Below are 12,468 nucleotides of genomic sequence, written 5' to 3' on the forward strand. Positions count from 1 at the left end.
TACCGTCCATTGCCGCGCCGTTCCTGCATTCCTTTAGCCGTGCGTTTCCAGGCCATGATTTTGCACCAGCGCCTGGATGTAGGCCTCCAGCGTCGTGGTGCCGTGCAGGGCCGCGTCGTCGCCCACCTCGAAGCCGCTGTCGAGGCTGACGGCGCTCATGCGCGCATAGGATTGCGCCGCAGCGGGGCTGAAGCCGAGGCTCCGGAAATGGCTTTCCCATTGGTCCCTGGGGATCACCTGGACCTCGACCGGCCGGCCGAGTGCCTGGGTAAACGCCTGTGCCACATCGTTGGGCGAATACAGGCGAGGCCCTTGCACATGACGCACGCCAACGTCGTCAATCGGCGAAAGCAAGCGCGCGGCGGCGACCTCACCCAAGTCCCGGGGCGCCGCCATGGGAAACGCCAGGTCGGCGGGAAACAGCGTGGGCAGCTTGCCGGTCTCGCGGACGGTGTCGAGCAGGTTGTCCCAGTTACTCATGTAGTAAGCCCCGCGATTGATCGCCGCCGGGATCGACTGGTTGCGCACGCCTTCTTCCAGTTCCCACAAGACGCTGAGATCGCCGATGCGCTCACCGGGCTGGGCGCCGGCGGTGGATTGCACGACGATTTTCTCCAGCCCCGAGCCGTCGAGGGCCGCGAGGATGTTGGCGACCGTGCGCCGTTCCACCGCGTCGGTATCGGTACTGGGTGCGGCGGGCGGGTTGAGAATGAAGGCCCTGCGCCCGAGCCGAAAGGCGGCACGCAATGACTCGACATTTTCAGCATCGGCTTCGACGATTTGAGCGCCCCTGGCGTGCCATTCAGCGGCGTGGCTGGCATCGCGGGTCATGACCATCACGGCATGCCCTGGGGCCAGCAAGCCCCGGACCGTGGCCGATCCAACGTGGCCGGTGGCGCCCATGATCACGTACATGGCTTCATCTCCTGGAATCAAAGGCCGCCCTGGGCCGGACGTTGGCTGGTTTGCGCCGGTTCAAGGGGCGGTTGCGTGCCGTTCAGGCGTGCGACCAGTTGTTGTGCCTGTTCCCATCCCAGATCGGGCTCCAGCCAGTCGAGAGCGTCGTCGGCGCTGAAGGCCAGGACTCGTTGTTGCTGGTTGGCGATGTCGCCATAGGTCACCAGGGCCAGGCCGTCACAGCCAAACGAGGTCTCACTGGCCTGGGCCAGAGCGGCCAGGAAGATCGGCGCCGATTGCCGAGCGGTCAGGTAGGCGAGGCGTGGCGCCTGGGACGGCGAGGCGGGTGCTTGCGACTCATACCAGCCCTCCACGGCGACCAGCACGCGGCCTTCATGCTTGATGGGATCGAATACCTTGGAACGCATGACCAAGTGCAGGGGCAGGTGCGTCAGCGGGGGCATGGTGCCCACCGACCAGATCGGCGACCAGCCCCAGCGAACCTTGATGCATTCCAAGTGCCCGCCGCGACGGCGAATGGCGCTGACCTGCATGTTGGGCTTGACCAGGCTGTGCCGCTCCTGGGCCTTGGGCGGCGTTGTCTCGTACAGGTCCAGGGGCGTGACGGATGTACCGAAACGGCTGCCGGAGGTGTCTCGCTGGGCGAAATATGCCAGGGAATCTTTTGAAGAAACATGTTGAACCAGACCGTCACACATAGCGAAAACTCCGGCAGTGAAACGCGAAGAAGCCTTGATGTACCCGCCGTTCAAACCGTGGTTGCCGTGGCTTTCAGCGGTGTCATGTAGGTCCGAACCCGTGGCGAAATGCTTGGTTCGAAAATCCTTGCGGCGGGGAGACGAGCGGGCAATTGGGGTGGATGCACTGACGCCATCGCGAGCAGGCTCGCTCCCACAGTGGAATTGTGGTGGGTCAGGATTTTCAGCTACACCGCCAAGCCCCCGGTGGGAGCGAGCCTGCTCGCGAAAGCGGTGGATCAGCTTGCATCAATGCTGAATGTGCCGGCGCCTTCGCGAGCAAGCCCGCTCCCACAATGGAGTTGTGGTGGGTCAGGATTTTCAGCTACACCGCCAAGCCCCCGGTGGGAGCGAGCCTGCTCGCGAAAGCGGTGGATCAGCTTGCATCAATGCTGAATGTGCCGGCGCCTTCGCGAGCAAGCCCGCTCCCACAATGGAGTTGTGGTGGGTCAGGATTTTCAGCTACACCGCCAAGCCCCTGTGGGAGCGAGCCTGCTCGCGAAAGCGGTGGATCAGCTTGCATCAATGCTGAATGTGCCGGCGCCTTCGCGAGCAAGCCCGCTCCCACAATGGAGTTGTGGTGGGTCAGGATTTTCAGCTACACCGCCAAGCCCCCTGTGGGAGCGAGCCTGCTCGCGAAAGCGGTGGATCAGCTTGCATCAATGCTGAATGTGCCGGCGCCTTCGCGAGCAGGCTCGCTCCCACAATGGAGTTGTGGTGGGTCAGGATTCTCAGCTACACCGCCAAGCCCCTGTGGGAGCGAGCCTGCTCGCGAAACCGGTGGATCAGCTTGCATCAATGCTGAATGTGCCGGCGCCTTCGCGAGCAGGCTCGCTCCCACAATGGAGTTGTGGTGGGTCAGGATTCTCAGCTACACCGCCAAGCCCCTGTGGGAGCGAGCCTGCTCGCGAAAGCGGTGGATCAGCTTGCATCAATGCTGAATGTGCCGCCGCCATCGCGAGCAGGCTCGCTCCCACAATGGAGTTGTGGTGGGTCAGGATTCTCAGCTACACCGCCAAGCCCCCGGTGGGAGCGAGCCTGCTCGCGAAAGCGGTGGATCAGCTTGCATCAATGCTGAATGTGCCGCCGCCTTCGCGAGCAGCAGGCTCGCTCCCACGGCGTTGTGCATGGATGAAGTCTATAAACGCCCTCAACGGCGAAGGCAAGTAGCGCCGCCCGGGGTAGTAGAGGAACGGCCCGGTGAAGCGTTGCCACCAGGGTTCGAGCACCGGTTCGAGGGCGCCGCTGTCCAGGTGGGGCCGTAGCCAGTCCTCGAACAGGTGGACAATGCCCAGCCCATCCACCGCCGCCTGCACCGCCAGGTCCATGGCGCCGCCGATGCGCACGATCAACGGGCCGCTCGGGTCGACGCTCACGGTTTCGCCGTCACGTTCGTATTCCCACAAGGGCAGGGCGCCGCTGGGAAACTTGCCCGTCAGGCAGGCGTGCCCCAGCAGGTCCCGTGGATGTTCGGGCCGGCCCCGGGCGTCGAGGTACGCCGGTGCCGCGGCCGTGGCGAAGCGCTGGAACCGCGGGCCGATGGGGATGGCGATCATGTCTTGCTCCAGGCGTTCGTCGTAGCGAATCCCCGCGTCACAGCCAGCGGCCAGCATGTCGACGAAACTCTCTTCGGTGACCACTTCCAGGCGGATGTCGGGATAGCTTTTCAGGAACGGCGTGATAATCGCCGGCAACACCAGCCGGGCGGCGCTGACGGGCACGTTCAGCCTGAGGGTGCCCGATGGCCGGTCGCGAAAATCGTTGACCACGTCCATCGCCGCCTCGACTTCGCCCAGGGCCGGCACGATGCGCTCCATTAACCGGGCACCGGCCTCGGTCGGCACCACGCTGCGGGTGGTGCGGTTGAGCAGGCGCACGCCGAGCCGGCTTTCCATCCGCCGTACGGCATCGCTGAGGCTCGACGCGGACTTGCCGCTCAACCGTGCGCCTTCACGAAAGCCCTTCGCGTTGACCACCGCCACGAAGGCCAGCAAGTCTTGAATATCCGTCGCCATTGTTCTCTCCACCGTACAACCCGTGCTGATTGCACCTGATTATCACGGGAATGGTCAACGCCTATAGTCGGCCCACTCACATCGATCCGAGGGCTACGAGATGAACATTGCAGACAAGGCGGGCAACTTTTTATTGGGCGAGCGCACGGTCAATCGCATGGGCTATGGCGCGATGCAGTTGGCGGGGCCCCAGGTCTTCGGCCCGCCGAAAGATCCGGCCGCCGCCGTCGCCGTGCTGCGCGAAGCGTTGGCGAGTGGGGTCAACCACGTCGACACCGCCGATTTCTATGGGCCCCATGTCACCAACCGGTTGATCCGTGAAGCGCTGCACCCTTACGCCCAGGACTTGGTCATCGTGACCAAGGTCGGTGCCGTGCGCGGTAACGACGCGTCCTGGAACCCGGCCCACAGCCCCGCCGAATTGACCCGTGCGGTCCACGATAATCTGCGCAACCTCGACGTGGAGGTCCTGGACGTGGTCAACCTGCGGGTGTGGGGCGACCTGCATTCGCCCACCGAAGACTCCATCGAGGCATCCTTCACGGCACTGGCCGAGCTGCAGCGCCAAGGCCTGATCCGCCACTTGGGTCTGAGCAACGTCACGGCGGCACAGGTCAGGGAGGCCCAGGGCATTGCCGAGGTGGTCTGCGTGCAGAACCACTACAACCTGACCCATCGCGACGACGAACAACTCATCGCCGACCTGGGCCGGCAGGGCATCGCCTACGTGCCATTCTTCCCGCTGGGTGGGTTTACGCCACTGCAATCGGAAACCCTGTCTAGCGTGGCGGCGCGCTTGCAGGCGTCACCGCTGTGCGTGGCCCTGTCGTGGTTGCTGCAACGCGCGCCGAATATCCTGTTGATTCCCGGCACATCGTCCGTGGCGCACCTGCGGGAAAACCTCTCGGCGAGTGCGCTGACGATTCCTGCGCAACTGCTCGCCGAGCTGGATGCAATCTAGGCCGCCTGGAACACCAACGTCTCGCCATCCTCCGGTATCAACAACCGGCTTGCGACACCGGCCAGTGCGGCAGCCTCGGCCAAGGCCTTGCGGGTCGTCGGGCAGTGGCTGATCGCTTCCAGGTGATTGGCCACCACGGTCCCTCGGCTCAGGCGGGTGAATTCCAGCGTCTCGTCGATGCCCATGATGATGTCGCCGCCGATATCGAACCGTGCCCCGCCTGCCGGCACCACGCTGACCTGCGGCTGGTGGCGCAAGACGAATTCGCGCACGGTGGGGGTGAGCACGGTGTCGCCGGTGAGGTAGACACTCGGTTCGCCGGGCAACTCGATCAGGTAGCCGACCCCATGCTCCATCAACTTGCCCACCAGGCCCAGCCCATGGGTGCATCTCACAGAGCGAATGGTGCCACCCAGGAAGGGGTTGGGCTGGTCATGTGCCTGGGCAAGTGGCTGGACGTTCAAGCCACGCTTGGCCAGGTACGGGGCGTCATGGGGTGTGCAGATGACGGGGATCTGTCTTTCCCTCAGCCAGCGCTTGGCCGCGCGGTCCAGATGATCGAAATGGCCTTTCTGGCAGTGGGTGATCAGGCAGTGCGTGACCGTCTCCAGGTCCTTCGCTGTTGACGCCGGAAGCGCCACCAGCGGATTGCGCTGGTTGGCACCAAACAGTCGAAGCGGTGGAAGCGTGCCCTTGTCCGCCAGCATCGGGTCGACGAGCACGCGATAGGGGCCGAATTCAAGAAGGATCGTGGCGTTACGGATCTGCTGGATGTTCATGAGGCGTTCCTATTGAGCGAGCGCTTCATGGTGCCGATCCGGCCCGGTGTGCATAATGGCCGGATCTGACATCTTTGATTCGTTTCATGCCATGACCCAAAAACTCCGCATCGGTCTGCTCCTGTTTCCCGGCTGCATGCCTGCCGGCCTGTTCGCCTTTGCCGATCTGCTGCACGCCGCCAACCGCAGGCGAGGGCGGGCGCTGTTCGAGGCACGCTACATCGCGTTGCAGGCCGGGCCGGTGGTGTGCGCCCATGGCGTGACCCTGCACGCGGAAGCGGCCCTGGAAAACGCCGGGCTGGATGCGGTCCTGGTTCCCGGTTTCTGGGCCGAATCGGCCGAGCAGGTGAATGCCGTCCTGACCGAGCAGACAGCCCTTTTGAGCGCGTTGTCGAAGCAAGCCCGAGCACTGCAGCTCTGGTCCTATTGCACCGGTGTCTGCCTGCTGGCCGCCAGCGGTCGATTGGACGGGCAGGGCGCGACGGTGACCTGGTGGCTGGCGCAAGCGATGCAACAGCAATACCGAAAGGTTCATTGGCAAAGCGAACAGAACTGCGTGTTCAACGCGCGCACGGCGACCGCGTCCGGGGTGAACGGCTACCTGCCCATCGCCGAACAACTCATCGAGCGCAGCGTCAGCAGCGACGTCCTGCGCGACATCACCCGGCTCATGGTGCTACCGCGCCCGGCCATTCCCCATGCGGCGTTCCAGGGCAGCACGCTGATCGAGCAACCCAGCGGATGGTTGCGGCAGTTGCATGGGTTGATCGAGCAGATGCCGGCCGAGGGGATCACCGTGCAGGCCCTGGCAAGCGCGCTGGCGGTGTCCGAGCGCACCTTGGCGCGCAAGGTCAGCCGTGAAACGGGGCAGGCCGTCGCGGCCTACGCCCGGCGCATCAAGTTGAACCAGGTCAGCGAGCGCCTGACGTTGACCTCGCTGCCCCTGGCCAGCATCGGCGCCGAGCTGGGTTTCAGCAGCAGCTCCAACTTGCAGCGCATGTTCAAGGCGCTGACCGGGCTGACGCCGATGGCATACCGACGCAAGTTCGGGCGTGTGTGACGTCGGTCAGCCCGGCGTCTTGTCGGTTTCGTTGCGATGGTGTTCCGGCCAGTTGTCCACGGGGTGGGCACGGTCCTCGTTGAACATCTCCGTGAGCAGCGCGTTGGCGCGGCGGTAGGCGTCATGCCGGAACTTGAGGTCGTCTTCCGGCTGGGCGACGATTTCCTCCAGCATCTTGAGGTTCAATCGGCGGAACTGATCCGCGCGCTCACGCGCTTCGTAAGCCCCGACGCCCATGCGCTCCAGCGCGCTGCGACCTAAGGACAGCGCGCTCTCGAAGGTCTCCCGCTCGGCCGCCTCCACGCCCATCTGCCGCAGGATGATGAGGTGGCCCATGTCCCGCGCCCGTACGATCAACTGCAGCGCCGGGAAATGTTCCTGGGCCAGTCGGGTCAGCGTCAGGTTGTCTTCCTGGTTGTCGATGGCGTTGATCAAGACCACCGCTTGGGCCGCGCCGGCTGCGTGCAGCAAGTCGAGGCGCGTGGCATCGCCATAAAAGACTTTCACGCCGAATTTGCGCAGCGTCTCGATGTTGTCAGGGTCGTGGTCCAGAACCACCACGTCGACGCCGCAGGACATCAGCAGGCGTCCGGCGATCTGCCCGAAGCGGCCGAAGCCAGCGATGATCACGCGGGGATTCTGCTGGTCGACGAGGTCGGATTCGCGCTTGTTTTTCTGGGTGACGGACTCGAAGCGATCCAGCAGCAGGATCAGCAGAGGCGTCAGGCACATGGACAACGCCACCGCCAGGGTCAGGCTCTTGCCCCATTGGTCGGTCAGGATCCCGGCCAGCGTCGCGGCACCGAACACCACGAAGGCGAATTCGCTGCCCTGGCCCAGCAACACCGCTTGCCAGGAACGCTGGCCGGCAGGGACATTCAAGAAGCGGCTGATGGTCTTGATCACCAGCAACTTGATCAGGATGAAACCCAGGGTCAGGGTGATGACTTTCAGCGGTGCGTTGATCAACGTGCCGAAATCGATCGACATGCCGACGCCGATGAAAAACAGACCCAGCAGCAGGCCCTTGAACGGCTCGATGTCGCTTTCCAGGGCATGGCGGTATTCGGAACTGGCCAGCAGCACGCCGGCGAGGAATGCGCCCATGGCCATCGACAAGCCGGCTTCCTCCAGCAGGAAGCCGAAGCCGAACACCAGGAAAAGTGCGACGGCGCTGAAAATCTCGCGCAAGCCTGAGCGTGCGGCGAAGCGCAGCAGCGGTCGCGTCACGTAGCGCCCCAGCAGTACGACGATGGCGATGGCGGCGACGATTTTGCCAATCGACAGCAACAATGCGGTGCCCGATGGCGTGTCGCCGTGGGCCGACAACAACGGGATCATCGCCACCAGGGGAATGGCCGCGATGTCCTGGAACAACAGCACGGCAAAACTGCTGCGGCCGACGGCGGTGGCGGTCAGGTTGCGTTCGCTCATGGCCTGCATGGCGATGGCCGTGGAGGACAGGCTCAGGGTCAGGCCGACCAGCAGCGCCGCCGTCCAGTTCAGGCCCAGGGCCGCGCAGAACGTTGCGATCGCGCCGCCGCAGGCGAGCATCTGCAAGGCGCCGCCGCCGAAGACCATCCGGCGCAGGGCCCAGAGCCGCTTGGGATCGAGTTCAAGGCCGATGATGAACAGCATCAGCACCACGCCGATTTCAGCGAACTCCAGGATCGCCTTTACATCGGTAATCAGCTTCAGCCCCCACGGGCCGATGATGCACCCGGCCAGCAGGTAACCCAGCACCGGGCCCAGGCCGAACCGAACGGCAATCGGTACGATCAGCGTCGCCGAGGCCAGGTAGATCAGCATTTCAATCAGGCTGTGCGTCTCCATCTCAATCTTCCTTCCAGGCGGCCAGGCGTTTGCCGTAATGTTCGATTTGGGCGCGTTGGGCCTCGGAGTCGGCGGCATACGCGCCATGCACCGCAACGGGTTCCAGCCAGCGCATGCCGCAATAAATGGCCGTGGCGTGGAGGGGTTGGGCCAACGCCGAAAAGCCCGGGTAGGCGCCGATCTGGAAATGATCCTGTTCGCCACCCGTGGTCACGGCCCACAGCAACCGCTTGTCCTTGAGCACCGTGGCGCCTTTGCCATAGGCCCAGCCGTGGGTGAAGACTTTATCGATCCACAGTTTCAGCAGCGGCGGGGTGCTGTACCAGTACATCGGGTGCTGGAGGACGACCAGCTCCGCTTGCTCCACTGCTCGCTGTTCCGCTTCGACATCGATATCGAAGTTGGGGTAAAGCGCATACAGCGAACGTATGACCACGTCCGGATTGCTGGATACTCGCTTGAGCATCTGCTGGTTGACCCGCGATTTGTCGGGGTAGGGGTGCGCATAAATGATAAGAATCATCGGTGAATTCCTTGGTTTGGCTCCGTCGATTCTTGTCTGTCGTGAGCGTGAGCGATGGCACATGGAGCCGAGCGATACAAACAAGAGCGCCTTCCCAGGCAGGGCCAGGCCGGAAAGGCCCGACATCCTACCGAGGAAGGCGCTGATTGTTTAGCGCGGATCGATGCATCGGGACACTTCAGCCAAGCGGCAGCGAGACCCTGGCCTCCAACCCGCCACCCTTGCGGTTCCTCAGGGTCAGCGTCCCGCCATGCTCCAGCACGGTCGCCCGGGCCGCCGACAGGCCCAGCCCGACGCCGCCGGTGTGCTTGTTGCGCGAGCCTTCGATGCGAAAGAATGGCGTGAAGACCTGCTCAAGGTGTTGGGCATCGATGCCCGGCCCTCGGTCGAGGATGCGAATGTCCACCCGGTGGGCGTCGGCTTGGAGCCGAACCGTCGGCTCGCCGCCATACTTGATCGCGTTGTCGATCAGGTTGACCAAGGCACGCTTGATGCCGATGGGCCGGCCGACGTACACGAAGCGCTGGGCGCCTTCGAATGCGACCTCGGTGCCGGCGTCCTTGAGGTCATCGACGATGGTGTGCAGCAGTTCGGCCAGGTCGAACGCGGTGGCATGTTCCAGCCGGGCATCGTCGCGAAAGAACTCCAAGGCGGAATTGACCATCGCCTGCATTTCATCCACGTCCCGGAACAGGCGCGATTGCTGCTCGGCATCCTCGATGAACTCCCCGCGCAGGCGCATGCGGGTCAACGGTGCGCGCAGGTCATGGGAGATGGCCGCGAGCATCTGCGTGCGGTCCTGCAGGAAGTGCTTGAGCTGGGCCTGCATGGCGTTGAACGCGAGGATCGCCTGGCGGATTTCGTGGGGGCCGATGACCGGAATCGGCGGCGCCTGGTGGTCGACGCCAAAGCGCCGCGCACCTTCGGCAAAGCGTTCCAGCGGTGCGGCCAAGTGCCGGGTGGCGATCAGCGCGACGATAAACGTCGAGAGCAGGATCAGCGCGATGATGATCAGGTTGCGCGCCCATTCGCCCAGCCCCCAACTGCGCGATGGCACGGAGAAAATCACCCAGGAATGGTCGGCCAGTTCGATGATCACCGCGTAGCGCGCATCCGCTTGGTTGGCCGGCCAGTCGGCCGGTTCGTAGGCTTCGATCCTGGCGTCCGGTCGGCCCAATTGCTGGCGCAGGAGCGCCGAGCCTTCGCTGAATTCCGGGTCATCGATCACCGGTAGCCGGGCATCCTCATGGCGTTGTAGCCATTGCGCGTTGAATGCCTGGTTGCTAGCGGCCTTGGCAATCGCCGGCCGTTGTTCAGCGGCGACGGAGTCGATGATGCGGGTGATGGTGGCGGCCCTTTCCATCAGGCCGGTTTCCATCAGGGGAGGGCGCGCCCAGGCACCGGCCAGCAGGCTGAACAGCTCGTTGAGGGCGAGCAGGGTCAGCATGGCGATCATGGTGGTCAGGGCGATCCAGCGCGCCACCGTGTCCCTTGGTCGATGAATGCCTGGGCGCGAGCGCTTCATCGCTTCACCACGTGGGGGCTGAACAGATAGCCGCTGTTACGCACGGTGCGAATCATCGAGGCGCCGGGGATGTCGGTTTCCAACTTGCGTCGCAGGCGGCTGACCTGGACGTCGATGCTGCGATCGAACGCCTCGAAGGTTTCCCCACGGGCCAGGTCCAGCAACTGCTGGCGCGTCAGCACCCGGCGCGGGTGTTCGGCAAACACCAGCAGCAATTCGAACTCGCCGCTGGACAGCGGGATCATGACCTTGTCCGGTGAGCGCAACTCGCGGCGGGTGACGTCCAGCTGCCAGTTTTCAAACTCCAGGATTGGCCGGGACGAGTCGTTCAGCGTGGCCCTGGCTTCACCGGTGCGCCGCAGCACGGCACGCACCCGGGCCAACAACTCCCGGGCGTCGAACGGCTTGGTCAGGTAATCGTCCGCTCCCAGCTCCAGGCCGACGACGCGGTCGCTCAATTCACCCATGGCGGTGAGCATGATGATGCCGACCGTGTGCTCGGCCCGCAGCCGTTGGCACAGCACCAGGCCGTTGTCCCCCGGCAACATGACGTCGAGGATGATCAGGTCCGGCACTTGGCGTTCCACCGCTTGCCACAGGGCATTGCCGTCGGCGGCCACGTCCACGCTATAGCCATGTTGTTCGAGGAATTTGCGCAAGAGGGCGAGGACTTCGAGGTCATCGTCCACCAGTAGTAAATGGCTCACGGTGGGCACGCAGGGTAATGAATACAGGGGGAATACTAGGGTCAATCCAGGGCCTGCGTCATATATTTCAACCCGGAAACAAAGTTGCCGGCGGGCAATATTGTGGAAATCTGTGGGCAAAAAAACGGCGGCAGGATGGCCTTGATGTCGGTCAGTTGAACAGCCAGCCAACGCTGAACCCGTGGCGAGGGAGCTTGCTCCCGCTTGAGTGCGAAGCGCTCACCGCTTTTTAGGGCCGCTTCGCGCCCCAGCGGGAGCAAGCTCCCTCGCCACAGAGGGTGGTGTTTGGCTTTTTGACCGGCCTATGCAGCATCCCAATCCTCGCCGAGATCATCCCGTATGCCGATCACCAAGCCCGTTCCGTTGTTCGTTCGCTCCACCGTCGTGGTTGTATTGGCGGCACTCGCCAGTGGTTGCTCCAGCACGCCAGCCGCAAAACCAGGCTCGTGTGAAAGCGCGACCTACACCGTTTACGATCCCGCCGAACCCGTCAACCGTGGCATCTTCGCCTTCAACCGAACCGTGGATGACTACGCACTGGCACCGGTGGCCCGTGGTTATCGCAAGCTGCCGGAGATGTTCCAGGCCGGGGTGCATAACTTCGTGGCGAACTTCGGCGAGCCCAAGGTGTTCATCAACGACTTGCTGCAAGGCAATGCCCAGCGCTCGGTCAACACACTGGGCCGTTTCGTCATCAACTCCACGGCGGGCATCGTCGGGCTGATCGACGTGTCGGGCAAACTGGGCATCGAGCGCCACAAGGCCGACTTCGGCCAGACCTTCGGCGTCTGGAACCTCGCCCCTGGGCCCATCCTGGAACTGCCACTGCTGGGCAGCGCCAACCTGCGGGATGCGACGGGTAAAGTGCTGAGCTTTGCCGTCGACCCGTTCGGCGACAACAGCAGCACGGTCGAGACCCTGGGCACGATCAACACCGTCGGCGGCATTGTCGATGGCCGTGCCGAGGCGTTGCCAACCACCGATCAATTGCAGACCGAAGCGGACTACTACGCGGCCCTTCGCGATGCCACGGCGCAGCGGCGTGCCGATCTTGTCGCCCAGGGCAAGTTGGGGTCGGTGGTGGAGGACAATCCGCAATGCCAGGAGGAAGGGGCCGCTGATGAGTAACGAGGCGCTGGTCTTGCATCGGCGAATGCGTTTGCTTCAGCCGGATGCATTGCATTGCCGTGAGGTGGAACTGCGGTTGGCCGAGGACGGTAGCCACGTGCTGCTCAACCATTATGTCGAGCTGTATCGCCATCAACGTCTCGGTTGGTGCGCCCTACGGCAACATCGGGTGCCGTTGGCGGCGATAGTGCGCTGGATGATCGATAACGGCGAACAGATGAGGGGTTAGTGGCAATCTGCTGCTTAATACAACGGCATTTTGAGCGCAAATGCCGTGAAATA

General features: G+C 63.7%; 13 protein-coding genes. 4 read left to right on the forward strand and 9 right to left on the reverse strand.

The window, feature by feature from the left end; translation table 11 throughout:
• Positions 1 to 33 precede the first annotated feature (33 nt).
• From J3P88_RS11160 to J3P88_RS11170, 3 genes are all read right to left on the reverse strand, one after another.
• Complete coding sequence (locus J3P88_RS11160) at positions 34 to 915, reverse strand: NmrA family NAD(P)-binding protein (protein ID WP_434575217.1); 882 nt, start codon at positions 913 to 915, stop codon at positions 34 to 36.
• A gap of 17 nt (positions 916 to 932) precedes the next feature.
• Complete coding sequence (locus J3P88_RS11165) at positions 933 to 1,616, reverse strand: SOS response-associated peptidase family protein (protein ID WP_434575219.1); 684 nt, start codon at positions 1,614 to 1,616, stop codon at positions 933 to 935.
• Between the two features lie 1,097 nt (positions 1,617 to 2,713).
• A complete protein-coding gene (locus J3P88_RS11170) occupies positions 2,714 to 3,670 on the reverse strand; it encodes a LysR family transcriptional regulator (protein ID WP_186710701.1) in 957 nt (318 codons plus the stop codon).
• A gap of 100 nt (positions 3,671 to 3,770) precedes the next feature.
• Here J3P88_RS11170 and J3P88_RS11175 point away from each other — a divergent pair, with 100 nt between their 5' ends.
• A complete protein-coding gene (locus tag J3P88_RS11175) occupies positions 3,771 to 4,631 on the forward strand; it encodes an aldo/keto reductase family oxidoreductase (RefSeq protein WP_434575220.1) in 861 nt (286 codons plus the stop codon).
• On the opposite strand, the gene J3P88_RS11180 is transcribed toward J3P88_RS11175, so the two are convergent.
• Positions 4,628 to 5,410, reverse strand: a complete 783-nt coding sequence (locus tag J3P88_RS11180; protein WP_434575222.1) for an MBL fold metallo-hydrolase — start codon at positions 5,408 to 5,410, stop codon at positions 4,628 to 4,630. The genes J3P88_RS11175 and J3P88_RS11180 overlap by 4 nt on opposite strands.
• Before the next feature lie 91 nt (positions 5,411 to 5,501).
• Between J3P88_RS11180 and J3P88_RS11185 the strand changes: the two genes are divergently transcribed.
• Positions 5,502 to 6,470 (forward strand): GlxA family transcriptional regulator, encoded by a 969-nt coding sequence (locus J3P88_RS11185; RefSeq protein ID WP_434575224.1) that lies wholly within the window; start codon positions 5,502 to 5,504, stop codon positions 6,468 to 6,470.
• A gap of 6 nt (positions 6,471 to 6,476) precedes the next feature.
• Here the strand turns inward: J3P88_RS11185 and kefC are convergent, their stop codons facing one another.
• The 5 genes from kefC to J3P88_RS11210 form a co-directional block, all read right to left on the reverse strand.
• A complete protein-coding gene (kefC, locus tag J3P88_RS11190; protein WP_434575226.1) occupies positions 6,477 to 8,303 on the reverse strand; it encodes a glutathione-regulated potassium-efflux system protein KefC in 1,827 nt (608 codons plus the stop codon).
• Position 8,304: 1 nt separating this feature from the next.
• Entirely contained in the window at positions 8,305 to 8,826 is a 522-nt protein-coding gene (gene kefF / locus J3P88_RS11195; protein WP_434575228.1) for a glutathione-regulated potassium-efflux system oxidoreductase KefF, read from the reverse strand.
• Positions 8,827 to 9,004: 178 nt separating this feature from the next.
• Entirely contained in the window at positions 9,005 to 10,351 is a 1,347-nt protein-coding gene (locus J3P88_RS11200; protein ID WP_434575230.1) for an ATP-binding protein, read from the reverse strand.
• On the reverse strand, positions 10,348 to 11,058 hold the full coding sequence (locus tag J3P88_RS11205) for a response regulator (RefSeq protein WP_186729669.1): 711 nt from the start codon (positions 11,056 to 11,058) through the stop codon (positions 10,348 to 10,350). The genes J3P88_RS11200 and J3P88_RS11205 overlap by 4 nt, the downstream gene beginning before the upstream one ends.
• Before the next feature lie 41 nt (positions 11,059 to 11,099).
• Complete coding sequence (locus J3P88_RS11210; protein ID WP_434575232.1) at positions 11,100 to 11,318, reverse strand: hypothetical protein; 219 nt, start codon at positions 11,316 to 11,318, stop codon at positions 11,100 to 11,102.
• A 79-nt stretch (positions 11,319 to 11,397) separates the two neighbouring features.
• Between J3P88_RS11210 and J3P88_RS11215 the strand changes: the two genes are divergently transcribed.
• A complete protein-coding gene (locus J3P88_RS11215) occupies positions 11,398 to 12,186 on the forward strand; it encodes an MlaA family lipoprotein (protein ID WP_434575234.1) in 789 nt (262 codons plus the stop codon).
• Positions 12,179 to 12,415, forward strand: coding sequence for a hypothetical protein (locus J3P88_RS11220; RefSeq protein WP_186710719.1), 237 nt, complete (start codon positions 12,179 to 12,181; stop codon positions 12,413 to 12,415). The genes J3P88_RS11215 and J3P88_RS11220 overlap by 8 nt, the downstream gene beginning before the upstream one ends.
• Positions 12,416 to 12,468: the final 53 nt, after the last annotated feature.

It is taken from the genome of Pseudomonas sp. Z3-6 (genome assembly GCF_051131985.1).
Lineage (GTDB): Bacteria > Pseudomonadota > Gammaproteobacteria > Pseudomonadales > Pseudomonadaceae > Aquipseudomonas > Aquipseudomonas zanjanensis.

Excerpts from the sequence above, each read along its gene's own strand:
- J3P88_RS11180 (WP_434575222.1), bottom strand. The coding sequence starts at position 5,410 with ATGAACATCCAGCAGATCCGTAACGCCACGATCCTTCTTGAATTCGGC.
- kefF (WP_434575228.1), bottom strand. The coding sequence starts at position 8,826 with ATGATTCTTATCATTTATGCGCACCCCTACCCCGACAAATCGCGGGTC.
- J3P88_RS11175 (WP_434575220.1), top strand. The coding sequence starts at position 3,771 with ATGAACATTGCAGACAAGGCGGGCAACTTTTTATTGGGCGAGCGCACG.
- J3P88_RS11185 (WP_434575224.1), top strand. The coding sequence starts at position 5,502 with ATGACCCAAAAACTCCGCATCGGTCTGCTCCTGTTTCCCGGCTGCATG.
- J3P88_RS11200 (WP_434575230.1), bottom strand. The coding sequence starts at position 10,351 with ATGAAGCGCTCGCGCCCAGGCATTCATCGACCAAGGGACACGGTGGCG.
- J3P88_RS11220 (WP_186710719.1), top strand. The coding sequence starts at position 12,179 with ATGAGTAACGAGGCGCTGGTCTTGCATCGGCGAATGCGTTTGCTTCAG.
- J3P88_RS11215 (WP_434575234.1), top strand. The coding sequence starts at position 11,398 with ATGCCGATCACCAAGCCCGTTCCGTTGTTCGTTCGCTCCACCGTCGTG.
- J3P88_RS11165 (WP_434575219.1), bottom strand. The coding sequence starts at position 1,616 with ATGTGTGACGGTCTGGTTCAACATGTTTCTTCAAAAGATTCCCTGGCA.
- kefC (WP_434575226.1), bottom strand. The coding sequence starts at position 8,303 with ATGGAGACGCACAGCCTGATTGAAATGCTGATCTACCTGGCCTCGGCG.
- J3P88_RS11170 (WP_186710701.1), bottom strand. The coding sequence starts at position 3,670 with ATGGCGACGGATATTCAAGACTTGCTGGCCTTCGTGGCGGTGGTCAAC.
- J3P88_RS11160 (WP_434575217.1), bottom strand. The coding sequence starts at position 915 with ATGTACGTGATCATGGGCGCCACCGGCCACGTTGGATCGGCCACGGTC.